General features: G+C 66.3%; 19 protein-coding genes and 1 riboswitch. Of the genes, 12 read left to right on the forward strand and 7 right to left on the reverse strand.

Annotated features, from left to right (window positions below; translation table 11 throughout):
* Positions 1-79: 79 nt before the first annotated feature.
* Positions 80-204: riboswitch (TPP riboswitch) on the forward strand.
* Complete coding sequence (gene thiC / locus OHA42_RS01935; RefSeq protein ID WP_328406849.1) at positions 196-1,824, forward strand: phosphomethylpyrimidine synthase ThiC; 1,629 nt, start codon at positions 196-198, stop codon at positions 1,822-1,824. (Overlaps the previous riboswitch by 9 nt.)
* Positions 1,825-2,035: 211 nt before the next feature.
* Positions 2,036-2,956 (forward strand): NAD-dependent epimerase/dehydratase family protein, encoded by a 921-nt coding sequence (locus OHA42_RS01940; protein WP_406234033.1) that lies wholly within the window; start codon positions 2,036-2,038, stop codon positions 2,954-2,956.
* Positions 2,957-2,984: 28 nt separating this feature from the next.
* On the opposite strand, the gene OHA42_RS01945 is transcribed toward OHA42_RS01940, so the two are convergent.
* Positions 2,985-4,472: an MDR family MFS transporter gene (locus OHA42_RS01945; protein ID WP_406234035.1), complete on the reverse strand. Its 1,488-nt coding sequence runs from the start codon at positions 4,470-4,472 to the stop codon at positions 2,985-2,987.
* Between the two features lie 109 nt (positions 4,473-4,581).
* On the opposite strand from OHA42_RS01945, the gene OHA42_RS01950 reads away from it, so the two are divergent.
* A complete protein-coding gene (locus OHA42_RS01950) occupies positions 4,582-5,157 on the forward strand; it encodes a TetR/AcrR family transcriptional regulator (RefSeq protein WP_406234037.1) in 576 nt (191 codons plus the stop codon).
* 347 nt (positions 5,158-5,504) lie between these two features.
* A complete protein-coding gene (locus tag OHA42_RS01955; protein ID WP_406234039.1) occupies positions 5,505-5,981 on the forward strand; it encodes a DUF1772 domain-containing protein in 477 nt (158 codons plus the stop codon).
* Positions 5,982-6,362: 381 nt separating this feature from the next.
* Here OHA42_RS01955 and OHA42_RS01960 read toward each other — a convergent pair whose 3' ends face one another.
* The gene (locus tag OHA42_RS01960; RefSeq protein ID WP_406234041.1) at positions 6,363-6,920 is read right to left on the reverse strand and encodes a TetR family transcriptional regulator; all 558 of its coding nucleotides are present in this window, start codon (positions 6,918-6,920) and stop codon (positions 6,363-6,365) included.
* Between the two features lie 39 nt (positions 6,921-6,959).
* Here OHA42_RS01960 and OHA42_RS01965 point away from each other — a divergent pair, with 39 nt between their 5' ends.
* The 3 genes from OHA42_RS01965 to OHA42_RS01975 all read left to right on the forward strand — a co-directional run bounded on the left by OHA42_RS01965 (position 6,960) and on the right by OHA42_RS01975 (position 10,713).
* Complete coding sequence (locus OHA42_RS01965; RefSeq protein ID WP_406234043.1) at positions 6,960-8,216, forward strand: KasA/KasB family beta-ketoacyl-ACP synthase; 1,257 nt, start codon at positions 6,960-6,962, stop codon at positions 8,214-8,216.
* Positions 8,217-8,321: 105 nt separating this feature from the next.
* Positions 8,322-9,116 carry a thioesterase family protein gene (locus OHA42_RS01970; RefSeq protein ID WP_406234045.1) on the forward strand — a complete coding sequence of 265 codons (795 nt, stop codon included), beginning with the start codon at positions 8,322-8,324 and terminating at the stop codon, positions 9,114-9,116.
* A 430-nt stretch (positions 9,117-9,546) separates the two neighbouring features.
* Positions 9,547-10,713 carry a serine hydrolase domain-containing protein gene (locus OHA42_RS01975; RefSeq protein WP_406234047.1) on the forward strand — a complete coding sequence of 389 codons (1,167 nt, stop codon included), beginning with the start codon at positions 9,547-9,549 and terminating at the stop codon, positions 10,711-10,713.
* Here OHA42_RS01975 and OHA42_RS01980 read toward each other — a convergent pair.
* A complete protein-coding gene (locus OHA42_RS01980) occupies positions 10,710-11,117 on the reverse strand; it encodes a VOC family protein (protein WP_406234049.1) in 408 nt (135 codons plus the stop codon). The two genes, OHA42_RS01975 and OHA42_RS01980, sit on opposite strands and share 4 nt — an antisense overlap.
* A gap of 86 nt (positions 11,118-11,203) precedes the next feature.
* Complete coding sequence (locus OHA42_RS01985) at positions 11,204-11,851, reverse strand: TetR/AcrR family transcriptional regulator (protein ID WP_406234051.1); 648 nt, start codon at positions 11,849-11,851, stop codon at positions 11,204-11,206.
* Positions 11,852-11,937: 86 nt separating this feature from the next.
* On the opposite strand from OHA42_RS01985, the gene OHA42_RS01990 reads away from it, so the two are divergent.
* The 3 genes from OHA42_RS01990 (at position 11,938) to OHA42_RS02000 (ending at position 15,014) form a co-directional block, all read left to right on the forward strand.
* Positions 11,938-13,074, forward strand: coding sequence for an epoxide hydrolase family protein (locus OHA42_RS01990; RefSeq protein ID WP_406234053.1), 1,137 nt, complete (start codon positions 11,938-11,940; stop codon positions 13,072-13,074).
* A gap of 178 nt (positions 13,075-13,252) precedes the next feature.
* Entirely contained in the window at positions 13,253-13,876 is a 624-nt protein-coding gene (locus OHA42_RS01995; protein ID WP_406234055.1) for an NAD(P)-dependent oxidoreductase, read from the forward strand.
* A gap of 124 nt (positions 13,877-14,000) precedes the next feature.
* The gene (locus OHA42_RS02000; RefSeq protein ID WP_406234056.1) at positions 14,001-15,014 is read left to right on the forward strand and encodes an alpha/beta fold hydrolase; all 1,014 of its coding nucleotides are present in this window, start codon (positions 14,001-14,003) and stop codon (positions 15,012-15,014) included.
* 317 nt (positions 15,015-15,331) lie between these two features.
* Here OHA42_RS02000 and OHA42_RS02005 read toward each other — a convergent pair whose 3' ends face one another.
* On the reverse strand, positions 15,332-16,480 hold the full coding sequence (locus OHA42_RS02005) for a GTP-binding protein (protein ID WP_406234058.1): 1,149 nt from the start codon (positions 16,478-16,480) through the stop codon (positions 15,332-15,334).
* A 79-nt stretch (positions 16,481-16,559) separates the two neighbouring features.
* On the opposite strand from OHA42_RS02005, the gene thiD reads away from it, so the two are divergent.
* Positions 16,560-17,405 carry a bifunctional hydroxymethylpyrimidine kinase/phosphomethylpyrimidine kinase gene (gene thiD, locus OHA42_RS02010; protein ID WP_406234060.1) on the forward strand — a complete coding sequence of 282 codons (846 nt, stop codon included), beginning with the start codon at positions 16,560-16,562 and terminating at the stop codon, positions 17,403-17,405.
* Positions 17,406-17,432: 27 nt separating this feature from the next.
* On the opposite strand, the gene OHA42_RS02015 is transcribed toward thiD, so the two are convergent.
* Complete coding sequence (locus tag OHA42_RS02015; RefSeq protein WP_406234062.1) at positions 17,433-18,119, reverse strand: formylglycine-generating enzyme family protein; 687 nt, start codon at positions 18,117-18,119, stop codon at positions 17,433-17,435.
* A gap of 363 nt (positions 18,120-18,482) precedes the next feature.
* Between OHA42_RS02015 and OHA42_RS02020 the strand changes: the two genes are divergently transcribed.
* Positions 18,483-19,007 (forward strand): RICIN domain-containing protein, encoded by a 525-nt coding sequence (locus OHA42_RS02020; protein WP_406234064.1) that lies wholly within the window; start codon positions 18,483-18,485, stop codon positions 19,005-19,007.
* 284 nt (positions 19,008-19,291) lie between these two features.
* Here the strand turns inward: OHA42_RS02020 and OHA42_RS02025 are convergent, their stop codons facing one another.
* Complete coding sequence (locus OHA42_RS02025) at positions 19,292-20,017, reverse strand: TetR family transcriptional regulator (protein WP_406234066.1); 726 nt, start codon at positions 20,015-20,017, stop codon at positions 19,292-19,294.
* Between the last annotated feature and the right edge of the window lie 7 nt (positions 20,018-20,024).

A 20,024-nucleotide genomic window follows, 5' to 3' on the forward strand; every position in this document is an offset into this window, starting at 1 on the left:
GCGGCGGCAGTGACTGGATGTTCGTCCGATCATTGCGCGGGGCATCGGGGGGTACGGGTAGGGTCGGCCGGGAAAAATTCACATCGCCAACGGGGGCTCGCACCAGCGGGCTGAGAGGACAGCTAGCCCATTCGGGCGTCAGGGCTGTCGACCGTATGAACCTGACCGGGTAATGCCGGCGTAGGGAGGAATTCCATGACGACGACACCTGTCGAGACCGTGACAACGGGTCCTATCGAGGGCAGCGTCAAGCACTACCACGAGGTCGATGACCTGCGCATTCCGGTGCGCCGCATCAACCTGACCAACGGCGAACATTTCGACGTCTACGACACCTCGGGCCCGTACACCGATGACGCGGCCACCATCGACGTCGAGGCCGGTCTACCGAAGTTGCGTGACGCCTGGACCAAGCCGGAGGTCGCCGGTCCGCCCACCCAGCTCGCGTGGGCGCGCCAGGGCATCATCACCCCGGAAATGCGATTCATCGCGGCCCGCGAGGGCGTGGCGCCGGAGCTGGTGCGCGAGGAGGTGGCCGCCGGCCGTGCAGTGATCCCCGCCAATCACAAGCACCCGGAGCTGGAGCCGACGATCATCGGCAAGAAGTTCCTGGTGAAGATCAACGCGAATATCGGCAACTCGGCCGTGTCCTCTTCCATTGCGGAGGAAGTCGAGAAAATGGTGTGGGCCACTCGCTGGGGCGCCGACACCATCATGGACCTGTCCACCGGCAAGAACATCCACGAGACGCGCGAGTGGATCCTGCGCAATTCCCCCGTCCCGGTCGGCACCGTCCCGATCTACCAGGCGCTGGAAAAGGTGAACGGCGACCCGACCGCGCTCACCTGGGAGATCTACCGCGACACCGTGATCGAGCAGTGCGAGCAGGGCGTCGACTACATGACCGTGCACGCAGGCGTGCTGCTGCGTTACGTGCCGCTGACCGCCAAGCGGGTCACCGGCATCGTCTCGCGCGGCGGTTCCATCATGGCCGCCTGGTGTCTGGCTCATCACCAGGAATCGTTCCTGTACACCAACTTTGCCGAGCTCTGCGAGATCCTGGCGAAGTACGACGTCACCTTCTCCCTCGGCGACGGTCTGCGGCCCGGCTCTATCGCCGATGCGAATGACGAGGCCCAGTTCGCCGAGCTGCGTACCCTCGGCGAGCTGACGAAGATCGCGAAATCCTATGGCGTGCAGGTGATGATCGAGGGCCCCGGCCATGTGCCGATGCACAAGATCGTGGAGAACGTGAAGCTCGAAGAGGAGCTGTGCGAGGAGGCGCCGTTCTACACTCTCGGCCCGCTCGCCACCGATATCGCACCGGCCTACGACCACATCACCTCGGCCATCGGCGCCGCGATCATCGCGCAGGCGGGCACCGCGATGCTCTGCTACGTAACGCCCAAGGAGCACCTCGGCCTGCCCAACCGCGACGACGTCAAGGTCGGCGTGATCACCTACAAGATCGCCGCCCACGCCGCCGACCTCGCCAAGGGCCACCCGCACGCCCAGGACCGGGACAACGAATTGTCCAAGGCCCGTTTCGAATTCCGCTGGCGCGACCAGTTCGCCCTCTCGCTGGATCCGGATACCGCCCGCGAGTACCACGACGAAACCCTGCCCGCCGAACCTGCCAAGACCGCACACTTCTGCTCGATGTGCGGCCCGAAGTTCTGCTCGATGCGGATCTCGGCTGATGTCAGGGAGTACGCGGCACGTCAGGGGCTCGACGACGCCGCGGCGTTGGAGGCGGGCATGGCGGAGAAGTCCGCAGAGTTCGCCGATGCGGGCGGCAAGGTCTACTTGCCGGTGGTCTCCTAGCCTGATTCACCGCACCCGCCGGGTTTGCCTTCGGACCCGGCGGGTCGCGTGGGATGTCCCCGCAGCCATAACGTCCGCTACTCGAAGTGCCGAGCGCCGTGGACTGGGGTGGATTCCGAAGGCAAATCGGTCTCCGCCCCGGCCCTGGCCTACGCGGACCAACCACTCGATAGCCGAGGGCCCGACCCACGAACCGAGGTGAGCTGTGCGGATGCTCGTGACAGGAGCAAACGGCTACCTCGGCGCAGCCGTCGCGGCAGTATTGCGTGACAGCGGGTATGACGTTGTCGGACTTATCCACAGGGACCGTTCACGGGTACCGGACGGCATGCCTGTCCGGTCCGCCGACCTACTCGACCCGGGCTCGCTACGTGCAGCAGTGCACGGCATGGATGTGGTCTGCCACCTCGCCGGGCTCACCCGCGTTCGCGAGTCTTTCACCGATCCCGAGCGGTATTTCGATGTCAATGCCGCAGGGACAGTGGCATTGCTGCGGGCTATGGAGTCCGAGGGTGTCGGCGCCATGGTTTTCGCGTCCACCGCCGCGATCTACGGCGCACCCGAACAGCAGCCGATGCACGAAGACCTGCCCGACAACCCACCCCACCCGTATGCCGCGAGCAAACAAGCCGCCGAACAGGCCATCGAAGCCGAATCCCGTACCGGGCGACTCGCCGCAGTGATCCTGCGACTGTTCAACATCGCGGGCGGACCCGACCCGGACAGCACTCGAATCCTGCCGCGCATCCTCGCGGCAGCCGCCGGCGACAGCCCCGCCCTGACTCTCAACGGCGACGGCAGTTCCGTCCGCGACTACGTGCACATCACTGATGCTGCAAGGGCTTTCGGCGCGGCGATGTCCATGATGCCGAGCCATGGGATGTGCGTGCGCTACAACATCGGCAGCGGAGTCGGCACCAGCGTGCGGCAAATGATCGACGTCGCCTCACGGGTGACGGGGCGCGAAATCCCGATCGAGCACCGCCCGGCGGTCGCGGAACCACCGCGACTCGTCAGCGACAGTGGTCGGGCGCGGCTCGAGCTCGGCTGGACTGCAACAACTTCCGAGATCGGGAGCATTGTCCGCGAGGCGTGGTCGTGCCGACCGACGACAAACGAACGGCCGGAGTGAATTTCCACTCCGGCCGTCTGGAATCGAATCAGGATGCGGTCTCGGGCTCCGCCTCAGCGGTAGTTCCCACCCGCACCGCCGGTGCGGGCGCTTTGCCGCGCAGCGGGACCTCCTCGATGAACCACGAGACAATGAATCCCAAGGCGCAGATGACGGTTACGGCCACGAATACGTAACCGGTGCCTGCAGCAAACGCCTCGAGGTAGCCATGACCGTCGGCGGGCACCCGCCCGTGCAACGCCCTGGTGAACAGCGAGCCGAAGGCGGCCACACCGAGGGAGCCGCCGAGGGTGCGGAACAGGGTGGTTGCGCCCGAAGCGGCGCCGATGTGCTTCATATCCACGCTGTTCTGGGCGATCGCGGTGGACAGCTGCATTGCGAAGCCGAGTCCGGCACCGATCAATGCCATCGCGAAACCTGTTGCCAGGCGCCCTGTTCCGGCGTCCACCATGGTCAGCAGCGCGGTCCCCGCGGTGAGAAATCCGCCGCCGAGGATGAAGTAGATCTTGTATTTGCCGGTGGCGCTCATCCGCTTGCCGACGATCTGGGAAACGATCAGCAGCGGAATCATCATCGGCAGCAACAACAGTCCGGAATTCGCGGCAGAGGCGCCTTGGACCGTCTGCTGGAACAGCGGCAGATAGAGGATCGCTCCGAACATCACCACACCGCCGACCAGTGCCGTCAGCGCGGAGACGACGAGATTGCGGCTGCGGAAGATCTCCAGTGGAATCACCGGGTCGACGGCTTTCCGTTCGATGGCGAGAAAGGCACTCACCGCCGCGACGGCCAGTGCGATCAGTCCGAGGATCGGCACCGAGAGCCAGGAATACTCGACGCCACCCCACGTCGCGACCAGCACTAGGGCGGCAATAGCGGTCGCCAGGGCGACGATGCCCGCGTAGTCGATGGTGACCTTCTTGCGAGCGACAGGAAGGTCCAGCATCCAGAACGACCAGGCGAAGGCCAGCAGGCCGAGTGGAATGTTGAGGTAGAACGCCCATCGCCAGTTGAGGCCGTCGGTGATCACGCCACCGAGCAGCGGTCCGCCGATGGTGCCGATCGCCATGGTCGTCGCGGTCATGCCCTGGTATTTGCCGCGTTCGCGCGGCGGCACCAGCGCGCCGATGAGCGCGAATGCGCTGACGGCGATACCGCCCGCACCGAGGCCCTGTAGCGCACGGAACCCGATCAGCGCGGGCATCGACCAGGCCGCGCCCGCGAGCACCGACCCGACGATGAACACCCCTATGGCCGTCAGGAACACCGGTTTGCGGCTGAACAGGTCGCCGAGCTTCGCCCACACGGGTGTCGATATCGCCGACAGCAGCGCATAGGCGGTCACCACCCAGGCGACCTGGCTCAGGCCGCCGAGCTCACCGACGATCGTCGGCATCGCGGTGCCGACGATCGCGTTGTCGAGCATTGCCAACAGCATCGCGAGCATCACCCCGGCCAGGACCAGCCGGATCGACCGTTGCGGTGCGGTCTGCGTCTCGATCTTTGTTGCGGACATGGCCGCTCACCTCCTCGATTTTCGAACACCGCCAGAAAAGCATATCGGCTACAAAAGTACAACTGCTCCGACTTTGAAGTCGATAGCTAATCGGAGTAGAGTCGTCGACATGACCGCGACGACAGGGCGCCGCGAGCGCAAGAAGGCCCAGACCCGGCAGACGCTTGCGGACGCCGCGACGCGACTGTTCCTGGAACGCGGCTTCGACAACGTCGGCGTCCGCGACGTCGCCGAAGCGGCGGACGTCTCACTCAGCACGCTGTTCAAGCACTTCCCCAGCAAAGAGGCTCTGGTCTTCGATCTGGACGAGGAGTTGGAAGCGGCCATGGTTGCCGCGGTCCGCGACCGAGCACCGGGCCAGTCGGTGCTGCACGCCATCCGCGACTATTTGGTGCTCAACCGCACCAGATCCGGTACCGATCCAGACATCGCGGCGTTCCACGATTTGGTGAACTCGACACCCGCACTGCGCGAGTACGCGCACCGAATGTGGCTACGGCACGAGACCGCGCTGGCCGCCGTGATCGCCGAGGCTACCGGCGCACCCGAAGACGACCTCGCCGCCGCCGGGCTCGCCCATTTCGCCTTGGAGAGCACCCAAATCGCTGGTGACCGCGAGGACCCGCCGCGCGCCCTGCGCGAGCTCTTCGACCTGCTCGAACATGGCTGGGGCCACGCTCAGTGACTGCCGGTCACCCGAAAACCGCTCGGCACCAACCACACTGCCAGTACCGCGACGACGACCATGATGGCTGCCGACACGCAAGACGTCGTCGTGAGTGCGAGGTCGAACGCGTGCCGTGCGGCGAGCATCAGCCACCCCTCGGATCCGATCGCGGCAGACCTACTGCAGGTAACTCCACAGACATCGCGCTCCTTCGCTCGCCCGAACGAACCCCAGCCAACATCTACTGCGCATAAGCAAACAGCAAGCTACCGAGCCGGGCGCGACCTTGCCGAACTTCGACTTGCTTCTAAATCTAGCCGTGCTAGATTCTCTACCGCAGCTAGAATAAGAGAACGGAAGTCGCCATGCTCACCACGGTCATCCAGCTCCTCGCCATCGTCGCGGTCCTCGCCAACGCGGTCGTCTACGGCACCGACACCCTCGCCGCACTGGTCATGCGGTCGGTCCACGCCGAACTGGACGACCGCACCATGACCATCACCGCGGGATGGGGTCACTACTACGCCGACAAGCGGATGCCGATGGTCGGTATCAGCGGCGTGGTGACCGCGGTGGCGACCACACTCATCGCGGCCATCGGCGGACACTTCGCGGCCGCCATCGCAGCCGGTATCGCCGTACTGGCACTCGTGTCGTGGCTCGGCGTCTATGTGCGGGTCGCCAAGCCGATCAATGCCGTGCAGACCACCGCCGCGCAGACCGGGATCATCCCGCCGAATGCCCGCGCACTGCAGGAGAAGTGGGACAGTGTCGTCAACGGTCGCGTCGCCCTTCAGTTCGCCGCCATCACCGCCCTGTGCGCCGCCATCGCCCTTGCATGACGGCACCTCGACCACAGCCGAGTGTGAGCCGTGCATCCGCCATCGGATGCACGGCTCACACTCGTTCGACGTGGTGGCGACAGCCCCACAAGCCCCGCAGCGCAGCTGCCCTGCTCGACGAGGCGACAGACGGCAGAGCAAATGCCACTCGTGCCGATCTCGAATTGCGCCGATGCGAGCCGGAAACCGACAGCAGCAACAGCTTCCACACCGACGACGCTTCGGCCGATGACCCGCCGGCGCAGACTCCGCTCGACAAGGCAACAGATAGCGCGGGCGGTGCCGACGGTGACCAGTCTCGAATCAGGCAGCACAGGCAGGAAACCCTCAGCACCGCAATGGCTTCCGCACCCGTGGCGCAGGGAACGATCGATCAGGCCATCAGCACAGGTTCTGCTCGATCAGGCGGTGGGCCGCGCGGTCGGCGCGGTCGATGTCGCCGGTGATCAGGCGGTCTTGGATGACGCCGCGCAGGCCGGAAATCAAGAGCGTGGCAACGGCTTCCGGATCTTCGATCGACGCGATTCGACGGAGGGCGTCGGTGAGGGCCGCGACGAAGGTGGCGATCGCGGCGTTGGCGTAGGCGGCGTACGGGCTGTGCGGGGCGCAGGCCGTGCCGAGCACCTGCAACAGGACCCGCACGCTGGTCGCACCCGCGCCCGACAGGCTCGCGGTATAGAAATCGCTCAGTCGCTGCCGGAGTTCGGCCGCGTCGCCGACGTCCGCGAACAGTGCCGCGATGTCGGGGCGCTGGGTGGTGAGCGCCTGGACGAGCATCTCCTCTTTGGTGTCGAAGTAGTAGATCAGCATGCGGGAGCTGGTGCCGAGTTCGGCCGCGAGTGGGCGCAGCGACAGGTCCGCGAGGCCGTGATCGGCGATGTATTGCACCACGTCGGCGAGGAGTTCGGCGCGTTTTGCTTGGTCGAGTGGGCGGGCCATGAGTTGACTGTAGCGAGTGGTACAGGTATTCATGACCCTGTGACTGTAACAATCGCTTCAGAAACTCTCGGCGCTGCTCGCGACTCGGTCGTGGTCACCGCCTACGCCGCGACCACCTCGCTCGCCGACGACGCCGATACCACCTGGTCGGAGCTGCTGGCCTGCCACAGCGGCATCGGGATGCTCGAGGATGATTTCGTCACCGAATACGACCTGCCCGTGCGGATCGGCGGCAAGCTGAAGTCACAACCCGGCGAGCAGTTGACTCGGATCGAGCAGCGGCGGCTGTCCTATGTCGAACAGATGGCACTGGTGCTCGGCCGCCGAGTCTGGAGCAATGCAGGCGCGCCTGCGGTGGACCGGGAACGGCTGGCCGTCGCGATCGGCACCGGCCTCGGCGGCGGCGACGCGCTCATCAACGCGGTGGACGCCATGCGCGAGGGCGGCTACCGGAAGGTGTCGCCGATGTCGGTTCCGATGGTGATGCCCAATGGGCCCGCCGCCACCATTGGACTCGAAATCGGTGCCCAGGCAGGCGTTTTCGCGCCGGTCTCGGCGTGCTCGTCGGGTTCCGAGGCAATCGCGCACGCCTGGCGGCTGATCCGCACCGGCGAGGCCGACATCGTCGTCGCGGGCGGCGTCGAGGGCCACATCCACGCGGTGCCGATCGCGAGCTTCGCCATGATGCGCGCGATGAGCACGCGCAACGACGAACCGCAGCTCGCGTCGCGGCCGTTCGACCGGGACCGCGACGGCTTTGTCTTCGGCGAGGCCGGGGCCCTACTGGTGCTCGAATCCGAGCGGCACGCGCGGGCGCGGGGCGCGCAGATCCACGGCAGGGTGCTCGGCGCGGGAATCACCTCGGACGCCTACCACATCGTCGCATCCGACCCCGGCGGCATCGGCGCGGCGCGAGCCATGCGCAAGGCGATAAGTACTGCAGGACTGCAGGTTTCGGATATCCAACACGTCAATGCACACGCCACATCGACGTCCGTCGGTGACGCGTCCGAAGCCAACGCGATCGCGGCCGTCGTGCCCGATGCCTCGGTCTACGCGCCGAAATCCGCGCTCGGACACTCGATCGGCGCGGTCGGCGCCCTCGAATCGATCCTGACCATGCTGACCCTGCGCGACCAGATCGTCCCGCCCACACTGAATCTCGACAATCGCGGGCCGGAAATCGACCTCGATATCGTCGCGGGGGCACCGCGCACCCAACGGATCGACTATGCGCTCAACAACTCGTTCGGTTTCGGTGGGCACAACGTCGCCCTCGCGTTCGGCCGGCCCTAGACCCGACCGGCGCTGCCGCCGGAGTACCGTTCCCAGAGAAATCGTTAACCGAACGAACAACTTTCCGACCGGCGACGCTGCCGGCCCGGTGGGACGGACAACGACGTGGCCGATGCCTTCTACCTGCCGGATCCGGCGGACCCGAATCGGTTCGTCTCGACCGAACTCACCCGCGGCCCCTGGTCGCCGGACGCCCAACACGCCGGGCCGCCGTCCGCGCTGCTCGGCTACGCGATCGAACGCTGCGCACCACGGGAGGGTTTCCAGGTCGGCAGGGTCGCAGTCGAGATTCTCGGTCCGGTTCCGCTGGCGCCGCTGACCGTCGAGGCGCGCGTTACTCGGCCCGGCCGCAGCGTCGAGCTCATCGAGGCAACGCTCTCGACCGATCGCGGGCCGGTCATGAAGGCCAACGCCTGGCGCTTCACACTGGCCGACCCCGAACTGGACCTGCCCGCGCAGATCATCCCCTCCGGCGTCCGTCCGGGACCCGAGCATGCGGTCTCGTCGCCGTTTCCGGCCACCCAGCCGGTCGGTTTCCACACCGGTATCGAATACCGGTTCATCACAGGATCATTCGCCGAACCCGGTCCCGCGATCTGTTGGATCCGGCTGAAATATCCGATCGTCGCGGGCACCACCCCGAGCCCACTGGAACGCACCCTGGCCGCCGCAGACTCCGGCAACGGTGTGAGCTCGGTCCTGGACTGGTCGCGCTATCTGTTCATCAACACCGACCTCACCGTCACCCTGCACCGCATGCCCGTTGGCGAATGGATCTGCCTCGACGCCGCCACTTACCCCCAACCACATGGCATCGGCCTGGCCGAATCCGCCCTCTTCGACGAGAAAGGCCCCCTCGGCCGCAGCACCCAAGCCCTCCTCCTCGCCTCTCGTGGATAGCGTCGAGTAGCACATGACGGGTGCGCCTCTGGACGTTCGCGGCAGCCATGTGCAACTTGTCGGGCCGCGGCCGGTGCACCAGCCGGGTGAGCCGGATTGCCTCCGTGGGCAATTCGACGTGTAGAGGTTCGGACCCGAGGTGGCGCGTACCCCTCGGTGCAGATCCGGTACAGCGTGGCGGCCGGCCGCGCATCCCGGTCCGCGGCCAAGGGCGGGCATCCCGGTCCGCGGCCAGGGGCGGGGCAAAGGGACGCCGCCATCCCTGATGGCCTGCTCGGCACGGCCGATGCGCTCGGTCTACTTCATGACCGTTCTTCGGGGTCGTCGGCGCCCCGGTGGCGCCGCCCATCGGGAACGTCACAGCCGCTGACCGTCCTGCTACATCATCGCCGCAAGACTTTCGCTTTTCGGTCATGACATGCTGGCCCACATGGTGATCGACGGGCGGGTTGCGGACGGATACGAAACGGTGCGGGCGGCATTCGCCGCGAACTTCGCCGACCGGGGTGATGTGGGCGCCGCGGTATGCGTGTATCGGGACGGGCGGCCGGTGGTCGACCTGTGGGGCGGATCTGCCGATCCCGAGACCGATCGCACCTGGGATCGGGATACCATCCAGCTGGTCTATTCGGCGACCAAAGGCGTCACCGCGACCGCCGCGCACCTGCTCGCGCAGCGTGGCCACCTCGACCTCGACGCGCCGGTGGCGCAGTACTGGCCGGAGTTTGCGGCCGCGGGCAAGGGCGAGATTCCGGTGCGCTGGTTGTTGAGCCACCAGGCAGGGCTCGCCGCGGTGGACAAGCCGGTACCGCTGGCGGACGCACTGGCCTGGCAGCCGATGGTGGAAGCGCTTGCCGCACAGGCGCCGAACTGGGTTCCGGGCACCGCGCACGGGTATCACGGCCGCACCTTCGGCTGGCTGGTCGGCGAGGTGATCCGGCGGGTCAGTGGCCGCAGCGTCGGGCAGTTCGTGGCCGAGGAGATCGCCGGGCCGCTCGGGATCGACTTCTACATCGGGTTGCCCGAGGCCGAACGCCACCGGGTCAGCCGATTGGTATTCGCGCCCGCCGTCGATCTGGCGACCGTCCCGATGGATGCGATTCCGGCCGAACTGCACGATATGGTTGCGGCCCTTCGAGATCCGGAGTCACTGGCCACCCGTGCGTTCCAGGTCACCGACCCGGCCGACATCGACTTCAACTCCCCCGCCGTACATGCCGCGGAGATCCCGTCGAGCAATGGCATCGGTAGCGCGCGCGGGCTGGCGCGGCTGTACGCCTCGCTCATCGGAGAGGTCGACGGCATCCGACTGCTCACCCCGGAAACGGTCGCCGACGCCACCCGGGTGCAGGCCGATGGCATCGACCGTGTAGTCATGCTGCCCGATCGCTACGGCACCGGCTACATGCTGCCCGCCGAGGGCTTTCCGCTCGGCGGCGCCACCTCCTTCGGCCATCCCGGTCGCGGCGGTTCGCTGGCCTATGCCGACCCGTCGCGTGGCATCGCGTTCGCGTACGTCACCAACTACATCATCGAAGGTGCGGTGGATCTGCGGGCCCGCAGCCTGGTCGAGGCGCTGGATCAGGCCCGCGCCTAATGGCGGGTGGAGATCTGCTGGACGGCCCAGCCGTTGCCGTCGGGGTCGGTGAAGAAGAGGAAACCGACGTTGTCCAGGGGATCGGGCATTTGGGTCGGGCTCTGGCCGAGGACTTGGACATCACTGACCTCGACGCCGCGTTCGACCAACTCGGCGTGGGCTTTTCGGATGTCTGGGACCACCAGCTGTAAACCCTGCAGCGAGCCGGGTTCCATCTTGGGGACCGCGCCCTCGCCGATGACGATGGAGCAGCCGGAGCCCGGTGGGGTCAGCTGCACCAACCGGACGCCCTCGCCGATTTCGGTGTCGTGGTCGACCGCGAAGCCCAGCTGCTTCGAGTAGAAGTCCTTGGCCCGGTCGATGTCCGACACCGGCACGATCACGACCTCGAGTGTCCAGTTCATAGCGAGTCCTTTCGCTGCTGCGGACAGGGATATTCCTACCAGTGCAGACGCTCGGCCGTCGGCGAAATCATCGGTCGGGCCGTCGGTCACGGGCGCCGCTGCCAACGCCAGGCGAATTCACCGGCCTCCGGCGGCGGACCCGGCAGTTCGCCCTCGACCGTCAGGCCCGCGATGAGCAGCGCGAGCACGCGACGCCGCAGCTCGGCGGTGCGTTTCTCGTCGGGCATCGAAATGGCGGCGCAGGCTTCCAGGGCGAGACCGAGATCCAGGCTGGTGACGTCGGGACGCAATCGCCCGGAGGCGTGGGCGCGGCGCACCAACTCCTCGGCCACTTCTCCCGCGTGCACAACGTCGGGCAGCATCGATTCGTCCGGCGTGAAGGTGCCTGCCAGATGCACCGTCAGTGAGTGCACGTCGGCATCGACCACCCGCTCCAGGAATCCGACGAAGCCGTGCCAGCCGTCGGGGTCCTCCAGCGCGGCATCGGCTTCCACGTTGTAGCGGCGCAGGCCCTGGTGGCACAGGGTGCGCAAGAGGTCTTCCTTGCTCGGATAGCGGCGATAGAGCGCGCTGATCCCGACTCCGGCGCGTTCGGCGACGGCGGCGATCGGGGCGTTGGCGTCGGCGAGGAAAACTGCCCGCGCGGCCTCCATGATCAGCCCGTCGTTGCGGGCGGCCTGCGCCTTGCGGCCGGGCAGGGCCTTCGGAGCTGGGGTCTCGGATGTTTTCGGCATGACTTCAGCGTAGCACTTGAAACGGAATGATCCGTTCTGCTATGGTTCAAACAGAACAAAGCATTCCGTTTCAAAAGGAGAACACCATGACCGCCATCCGCCCCTTCACCATCGACATCCCGCAGTCCCAGCTCGACGACCTGGCCAACCGGCTGCAGCGGGCCATCTGGCCGAACGAGCTCAGCGGCGTCGCCGACTCCTACGGCGTGCCGAACGAGCGGGTGCGCGCCCTCGCCGAGTACTGGCTCGACCGTTTCGATTGGCGGGCGCTGGAGGCCAGGCTGAACGCTTACCCGCAGTTCGTTACCGAGATCGACGGCGAGGACATCCACTTCCTGCACATCAAGTCCTCCCGGGCCGACGCACTCCCGGTGATCCTCAGCCACGGCTGGCCGGGCTCGATCCTGGAATACCTCGACGTCATCGCCCCGCTCACCGAGCCGGAGTCCGCCGATGCCCCGGCCTTCCACCTGGTCATCCCCTCGCTGCCGGGATTCGGATTCTCCGGTCCCACCCGCAGCACCGGCTGGGGCCGCGACCGCACCGCCAAGGCATGGGTGGAGCTGATGAGCAGGCTCGGCTACCAGCGCTACGGCGCGATCGGCAACGACGGCGGCTCGATGATCTCGCCCGAGATCGGCCGCATCGATCCGGAGCGCGTCGTCGGTGTCCATGTCACGCAGCTCTTTTCGTTCCCGTCCGGCGACCCGGCGGAATTCGAGGGCCTGTCCGAGGACGACATGGCCGCGCTGGCACACCTGCAGTGGTTCCACGACAACAAGATGTCCTTCAACACCCTGCACAGCCAGCAGCCGCAGACCCTGGCCTTCGCGCTGAGCGATTCGCCGGTGGGCCTGCTCGGCTGGAATGCGCAGCTGTTCGGTGAGAGCCTCGACGACGACTTCGTGATCGGCAATGTGGCCATCTACTGGCTGACCGGCACCGCGGGCTCGTCGATTCGCTTCTATTACGAGGATGCGCACGTCGCGCAGCAGCCGGCCGCGCCGACCGAGACGCCGACCGGGCTCGCGATGTTCAAGGGTGATTTCCAGTCGATCCGCCGCTTCGCCGAGCGCGATCACCGCAATATCGTCAGCTGGAACTCCTATGACGTCGGATCCGTGCAGGGCGGCGCCAACGACGCGGCAGGGCACTATGCCGCACACGAGGCGCCCGAGGTGTTGGTCGCCGATATCCGCGGCTTCTTCGCCCAGCTCAGCTGAGTATTCTTCGCCACTCGACGGCCCGTGCCCGGCGTTCCGGAGCACGGGCCGTGGTGCATTCGCAGGCCCGAGACACTCTCTTATGTCATCGAGACGCGCGGCCATGGTTCACCGGACTCGGCGCTGATGTACTGGATTCACCAACAGCTCAACAGCTTTCGAGAACAAGGAGAAGATCGTGAAAATCGCAGTCTTCGGAGCCACCAGCACCGTCGGTCGTCAGGTCGTCGAGCAGGCGCTCGCGCAGGGTCACGAGGTGACGGCCTTCACCCGCAACGCGGCCGGAGTCGAGCAGCGGCACGAGCGCCTGCACATCATCGAGGGCGACGTGCTCGACACCGCGTCGGTGGAGCGGGCCGTCGTGGGCCAGGACGCCGTGCTTGTCTCGCTCGGTGCCGGCCGCAAGGGCGTCATCCGGGCCGAGGGCACGCGCGCGGTCATCGAGGCGATGAACCGGACCGGGGTGAAGCGGCTGATCGCGCAGACCACCCTCGGCGTCGGCGACAGCCGCGGCAACCTGAACTTCCTGTGGAAATACGTCATGTTCGGCATGCTGCTGCGCCAGGCGTACGCCGACCACGTGCAGCAGGAGGCGTACGTCCGCGCCAGCGATCTGGACTGGACCATCGTGCGCCCGAGCGCCTTCACCGACGGCCCGCGCACCGGCAGCTACCGCCGCGGATTCCCCGCCGACGAGACCGGACTCGCGCTGAAGATCGCCCGCGCCGATATCGCGGACTTCATGCTCGAGCAGCTGACCGACACGTCCTACCTCCAGCAGGCTCCCGGCATCTCGAACTGAGGCAGGAGCCATGCCGCGCCGTTGGACCGGCGCATGTCACCGGCCCGCCCGACCGCGCCCCACACTCCGACCCGGGGTGTGTGGGGCGCGGTTGTGGAATACCTCGGCGTCACAAGTGCTTGAAATGAGTGTGACCGATCACGAAATCTTCGAGCTCGGCGAATTCGCCTTTGCCGGTGGAACCGTGCCCGACGCCCGGCTGGCGTACCAGACCTACGGCGAGCTCGCGGACGACAAGTCGAACGCCATTCTCTTCCCGACCTGGTTCGCGGGGACCCACATGCACAACGAGTGGTTGATCGGCCCGGGCAAGGCGCTGGATACCACCCGCTACTTCGTGATCGTGCCGAATCTGTTCGGCAACGGGCTTTCCAGCTCGCCGAGCAATACCCCGGCGCCCTACGACCACGCGCGGTTCCCGAACGTCACCATTCTCGACAATGTCACCGCCCAACACCGCTTGATCACCGAGCATTTCGGCATCACCCGACTGGCCCTCGTCACCGGCGCCTCGATGGGCGCGGCGCAGGCGTATCAGTGGGCGGTCAGGTACCCGGACATGGTGGAACGCCTGGCGCCGATCACCGGCTCGTCACACACCAGCCCGCACAACAAGGTCTTCCTCGACGGCCTGCGATACGCCCTGACCGCCGATGCGGCCTTCGCCGACGGCGACTACCTGGAACCGCCGCGCCTCGGCCTGCGCGCATTCGCCCGCGTGCTCGCGGGTTGGGCGCTGTCGCAGGCGTTCTATTGGGAACGGGTGTACGAGAAAGTCGGCTTCGCTACCCTCGACGACTTCCTCACCAACCTATGGGAGCCGATCTTCGCGACGGCGGACGCCAACGATCTACTCGCCCAGATCTGGACCTGGAAGCACGCCGACATCGGCCTGACACCGGGTTTCGACGGCGACACCGAGGCGGCATTGGCCGCCATCACGGCGAAGACCGTAGCCCTGCCCGCCCTGAAGGATCTCTACTTCCCTCCGGAGGACGAGGCGTGGGCCGTCGGTCACATGCGGGACGCGAAACTGATTGTGGTGCCCGGCATCTGGGGACATCTCACCGGTGGCGGGAGCGACCCGGAGGGAGCGGTGTTCATCGATAACGCACTGCGGGAGCTACTGGCGCGCTGAAGGCCATCACACGGTCGACATTCGGCCACGACTCGAACCCGAGGTGTCACCCCGGTGACGCCGACTGTGCGACAACATCCGAACCGAGCGCGCCAAGACCCAGCGGAATGTGTCGCGCTCCGGCCCGACCTGGCCGCCGAAATACGCGGAGTCGGTCCTGCTGGCCGTTCGATACGGCTCCGGACCGTTCGCGCTTCCACTTCACTCCGGAAGGCAACCGCCGCCGACCACCACTGGACGAGATCTCCTGAACCAGTGGCGTTTTGACCCGGCCGAACCACCGGCCCGCTCGCAGACCGCCGCGCTCTGGCGCCAGCTCACGCATGTTCGTGCAGTTCACCCCAAGCGGGGAACGGATCGGGATATTCGGCCCATTCCAGCGGTCCCACAGCGAGTTCGGCGTTGGTGAGCAATGCGGCATCCAGCATGTCGCGTACCCGGTCGCGGTCGAGATTTACGCCGATGAAGACGATCTCCTGTCCGGGCGGCACCTCCAGCGACGTCCACCGGGCGGCCGGTTCGAATACCAGGTTCGGGCCCGCCTGCGACCAGACCGCCGCCAACCCTGCCCGGCTGGCGATCCAGCAGAAACCCTTGCTGCGCAACAGTCCTCGCATCTGATCGAGTGCATCGGAGAGGCGGGTCGGGTGGAACGGGCGGTCAGCGATGTAGGTCAGGCTGCGGATGCCGTATTCCTCGGTCTCCGGGATGTGTCCGCCCGCGAGTTCGTCCTCCCAGCCCGCAGCCTCGGCGGCGACGACCGGGTTGTAGCGTCCGGTGCCGAGCACCTCGGCCAAGTCCACGATGCCCTGCTGTGTGCGCAGCACTTCGGCGCGCGGATTCAGCCTGCGCACAGTGGCTTCCACCGCACCGGCAACGGCGTCGCTCACCAGATCTGTCTTGTTGACGAGCAGGACGTCGGCGAATTCCACCTGATCCACCAGCAAGTCGGCGATAGTGCGCGCATCCCCTTCCGCCGCTTGCAGATTGCGTTCGGCAAGAGCTTGCCCGCGGGCCACCTCGGTGAGAAAGGTCGATGCGTCGACCACCGTCACCATGGTGTCCAGCCGCGCGATATCGCCGAGTGTGAAACCGTCCTCGAATTCCCAGTCGAAGGTGGCGGCCACCGGCATGGGCTCGGAGATGCCGGTGGATTCGATGACCAGCTGATCGAACCGGCCGTCCCGTGCCAGGCGGCCGACCGCTTCGATCAGGTCCTCGCGCAGCGTGCAGCAGATGCAGCCATTGGTGAGCTCGACCAGCTTCTCCTCGGTCCGGTCCAGGTGACCCTGGCCGGCGACGAGCGCGGCGTCGATATTCACCTCGCTCATGTCGTTGACGATGACCGCGACGCGGCGGCCGTCCCGATTGGCCAGGATGTGGTTGAGCAGCGTGGTCTTGCCCGCGCCGAGGAAGCCGGACAGCACGGTGACGGGCAGCAGGTCGGTGGTCGATGAAGTGGTCATCCATTAATGATAATGGTTTTCATTTGCGTTGGGGATTCCGGGGCGGCTTCCCGGCGTGGCAGGTCGTAGGGTCTTGGGTGTGAAATTGCTGCCTCTTCCCGCCGAGGGACAGACTCCGGTCCGCGCACTCACCATCGCGGGCACCGACTCGGGTGGGGGTGCCGGAATTCAGGCCGACTCGCGCACCATGGCGCTGTGCGGGGTGCACGCGTGCGTCGCGGTGGCGGCAGTGACGGTGCAGAACTCGGTGGGCGTCAGCGGCTTTCACGAGATTCCGCCGCAGATCGTGGCCGATCAGGTGCGCACAGTCGTCAGCGATATCGGGATCGGCGCCGCCAAGACCGGGATGCTGGCCTCGACCGCCATCATCGAGGCCGTCGCGGGGGTCTGTCACGAGGTAGGCATCGGACGCAACGGGACGATTCCGCTGGTGGTCGACCCCGTCGCGGCGTCTATGCACGGCGATCCGCTGCTGCACGAGGAGGCGCTGGACGCGGTGCGGCACACGCTGATTCCCCTCGCGACCGTGGTGACACCGAACCTCGACGAGGTCCGGCTGATCACCGGCATCGACGTCACCGACGACCCGAGCGCCCGCCGCGCCGCCGAGGCGCTGCACACACTCGGCGCACAGTGGGCGATCGTCAAGGGCGGGCACCTGCGCTCGTCCGAATTCAGCACCGATCTGCTGTTCGACGGCGAGCAGTTCCTGGAATTCACCGCGCCGCGCATCAGCACCGGCAACGACCACGGCGGCGGCGACACCCTGGCCGCCGCGATTGCCTGCGCCCTCGCCAACGGCTATTCGGTCCCCGACGCGGTGGCCTTCGCCAAGGAGTGGACCTACCGCTGCCTCGCCGCGTCCTACAACCTCGGCGCCGGGCATGGGCCGGTATCGCCGCTGTGGCGATTGAGCCACCCGTAGGCCGCGCTCAGGGCGACTGAGTCGCGCTCAGAGCGACACCGAACGAACAACACGGAAGCCGACGTCGTCGGGCCGAAAGCTCGGATGACTGCGACGGCGTACCGAGGCGCGGCAGCTCCAGTGCTCGTCGAACCACCCGCCGCCACGCAGCACCCGGTAGGCGCCGTACACCTCGGCGTCGTAGACGTCCCAGCACCAGTCCCACATATTGCCGAGCATGTCGTACAGACCGAACGCATTGGGCCGCTTGCCGCCGACCTCGTGCATTCGACCCTCGGAATTGCCTCGGTACCAAGCGATCTCATCGAGTTCGCCATAGCGCGGACCGGTCGTCCCCGCGCGGCACGCATGCTCCCACTCGGCTTCCGTCGGCAACCGGTACCCGTCAGCAGAAGCGATCCACACGATACTGCCGCCATCGGCATCGCCATCCGCACCGGCGTTCGCATCGCCATCGGCACCGATGCGATATGCCGGTGACAACCCCTCGCTTCGGGACAGCGCGTTGCAGAATCGGACCGCGTCCCACCACGAGACGGTCTCGACCGGCATTCGGTCGCCGTGCGCGGCGCTCGGGCGTTGACCGGTGACGTGCGCGTACTGCGATTGAGTAACCGGAAACCGCGATATCGAATACGGCTCCACCTCGACCGACCAGCTGCGCTGTGTCCGTCGATCCGACAGCGTCACCCGCCCGGCGGGGATGGCAACCATCCCGTTTTCCGTATTCACATCCACGAGGAGGTGATCTTATCGTCGCGAGTCGACGCACGCGGTCTGCCGCAATCCCGTTGTCCTGTCCGGGTAAAGGTTTCGGCGTTCGGGGTTAGTGGTCGGTTCCGAGGGCATGGGGATCGACACAAGCAGAACCGCTGGTCGGTGTTGAGGGCGCTACCGACGAGCGTGGTCGGGGCCGAGCAGGCTGGTGATGCCGCACGGGGCTCGGCCGACACGCTGGTGTGGCTGGCCGGAATCCATTTGCAGTGTCAGGGGTGAGGAATGATGCGCGAGTGAGTTCGCGCGGTCGACGCGCGGAAGGTGTCCCGACCACAGATCCATCGACTCCGTGGAGGATGAATGCCCAGTTCGCGTCTGATGGTCTTGATAGGTGCTATCGCAACCTTGCTGCTGTCCGCCGTAGCCGTGGCGCCCACCACCGCCGCCCAAGATAGCTTTCCCGAAGGCTTCTTCTACATCCGAAGCGTCTACAGCGGCCTTGTGGTGGACATCGAAGACGGCAGCACCGCGGAGGGTACCCAGGCGATTGTCTGGCACCAGAAGTCCAGTAGTAGCGCCAACCAACTGTGGAAATACGACGACGGGTTCCTCGTCAACAAGAACAGTGGACTGGTCCTGGAAGTCGTCGGATACGAGGGCGGCGGCAGTATCGCGCCTGGTACACCCGTAGCTCAAGCCCTCAGGCGGGAACGGCCGGAGAGCCTGAACCAACTGTGGGCATACAACCGGAGAATGCTGATGCCTTACGACCCCAAGGTGACCCTCTCCGCCCGAGACGGCAACTTCGCGCCCGGTACCGAGGTCGTGGTCGATACGGCCCAGATGAACGACCCCCGGCAGGAATGGATGCTCGAAATCTCGTAGTAACCGACCCCCGTGAACCGGAAAGGCTGTCCTCCCGACGGAGGGCAGCCTTCCGCCATTCGAGGCTGCGATCCTCGGCAGGTCGTGGCGGACGGCTGCCACGAACCCCACGGCCCCCGGCTCCGGCGACCGTTTCTTGTCGGTGGGTCGGTTCATACTGACGATGTCGCAAACACAGTTGACCTCAATGGCGCGGCCCAACAGGAACAAAGTGGTTCCGCGTGGATGCGGCAGCCGGCCGTCATAGCGCGCTCGCGGCCGGCGCCACCGGTGTTCACTACGGCTTATACACTCGAAAATGCTTGGTGCAACGGTAGATCGGCGTTGATGACGATCCCGTTGAGACGGGCGTTCGCCTCGGCGAGGGCCGAGATGATCTCGGCCAGGTAGGCGACGAACTTCTCGATCGGCATCGCGTTCGCCTGTAGGCGGTTCGCGCCGAGCCACCAGTCGGTGGCCGAGGCGGCGGCGCCGAAGATCGAGTAGTTGACCAGCTCCACGCTGGCCACCTCGACGGACTTGTCCGTCAGCATTCCGGCGAAGAGCTCGGCGGCGCGCTTGGCCGATTGGCGGGCGGACTGCAAGGCGCGCTCGGATTCGTCGGCCTGTTGAGTGAAGTGGCTGTGCAGCATGAAGCGGAAGACGTTCGGATGCTCGGTCACCACGAGCACGTATTCGGCTGCGCCGCGGCGAACCAATTCGCGGGCCGAATCGTGGGTCAGGTCGATGCTGGAAATAATTCGTTCCCACAGCATGTCGCGCACCCGGTCGACGATGGCGTTGTAGAGATCGGTTTTGTCCTCGAAATGCCGGTACAGCTTGGGTTTCGCCGCACCTGCCTCCTTGGCGATGTCACCCATGCTGACTTCGGGGCCGAACTTGTCCAACGCGCGGAATGCCGCGTCCACGAACTCGTCACGCACCTTCTTGCGATGCTCACGCCACCGCTCGGTGCGAGCATCGGCGCGCTTGGGCGGCGCTTCATCTGTATCCGGGCCGCGTTGCGTCACGAAATCG

Origin of the sequence: Nocardia sp. NBC_01009 (assembly GCF_045208035.1) — a bacterium.
Classification (GTDB): domain Bacteria; phylum Actinomycetota; class Actinomycetes; order Mycobacteriales; family Mycobacteriaceae; genus Nocardia.

Excerpts from the sequence above, each read along its gene's own strand:
- OHA42_RS02005 (WP_406234058.1), bottom strand. The coding sequence starts at position 16,480 with ATGACCACTTCATCGACCACCGACCTGCTGCCCGTCACCGTGCTGTCC.
- OHA42_RS01950 (WP_406234037.1), top strand. The coding sequence starts at position 4,582 with ATGACCGCGACGACAGGGCGCCGCGAGCGCAAGAAGGCCCAGACCCGG.
- OHA42_RS02020 (WP_406234064.1), top strand. The coding sequence starts at position 18,483 with ATGCCCAGTTCGCGTCTGATGGTCTTGATAGGTGCTATCGCAACCTTG.
- thiC (WP_328406849.1), top strand. The coding sequence starts at position 196 with ATGACGACGACACCTGTCGAGACCGTGACAACGGGTCCTATCGAGGGC.
- OHA42_RS01945 (WP_406234035.1), bottom strand. The coding sequence starts at position 4,472 with ATGTCCGCAACAAAGATCGAGACGCAGACCGCACCGCAACGGTCGATC.
- OHA42_RS02000 (WP_406234056.1), top strand. The coding sequence starts at position 14,001 with ATGAGTGTGACCGATCACGAAATCTTCGAGCTCGGCGAATTCGCCTTT.
- OHA42_RS01990 (WP_406234053.1), top strand. The coding sequence starts at position 11,938 with ATGACCGCCATCCGCCCCTTCACCATCGACATCCCGCAGTCCCAGCTC.
- OHA42_RS01985 (WP_406234051.1), bottom strand. The coding sequence starts at position 11,851 with ATGCCGAAAACATCCGAGACCCCAGCTCCGAAGGCCCTGCCCGGCCGC.
- OHA42_RS01940 (WP_406234033.1), top strand. The coding sequence starts at position 2,036 with ATGCTCGTGACAGGAGCAAACGGCTACCTCGGCGCAGCCGTCGCGGCA.
- OHA42_RS01975 (WP_406234047.1), top strand. The coding sequence starts at position 9,547 with ATGGTGATCGACGGGCGGGTTGCGGACGGATACGAAACGGTGCGGGCG.
- OHA42_RS02015 (WP_406234062.1), bottom strand. The coding sequence starts at position 18,119 with ATGGTTGCCATCCCCGCCGGGCGGGTGACGCTGTCGGATCGACGGACA.
- OHA42_RS01980 (WP_406234049.1), bottom strand. The coding sequence starts at position 11,117 with ATGAACTGGACACTCGAGGTCGTGATCGTGCCGGTGTCGGACATCGAC.
- OHA42_RS01960 (WP_406234041.1), bottom strand. The coding sequence starts at position 6,920 with ATGGCCCGCCCACTCGACCAAGCAAAACGCGCCGAACTCCTCGCCGAC.
- OHA42_RS01955 (WP_406234039.1), top strand. The coding sequence starts at position 5,505 with ATGCTCACCACGGTCATCCAGCTCCTCGCCATCGTCGCGGTCCTCGCC.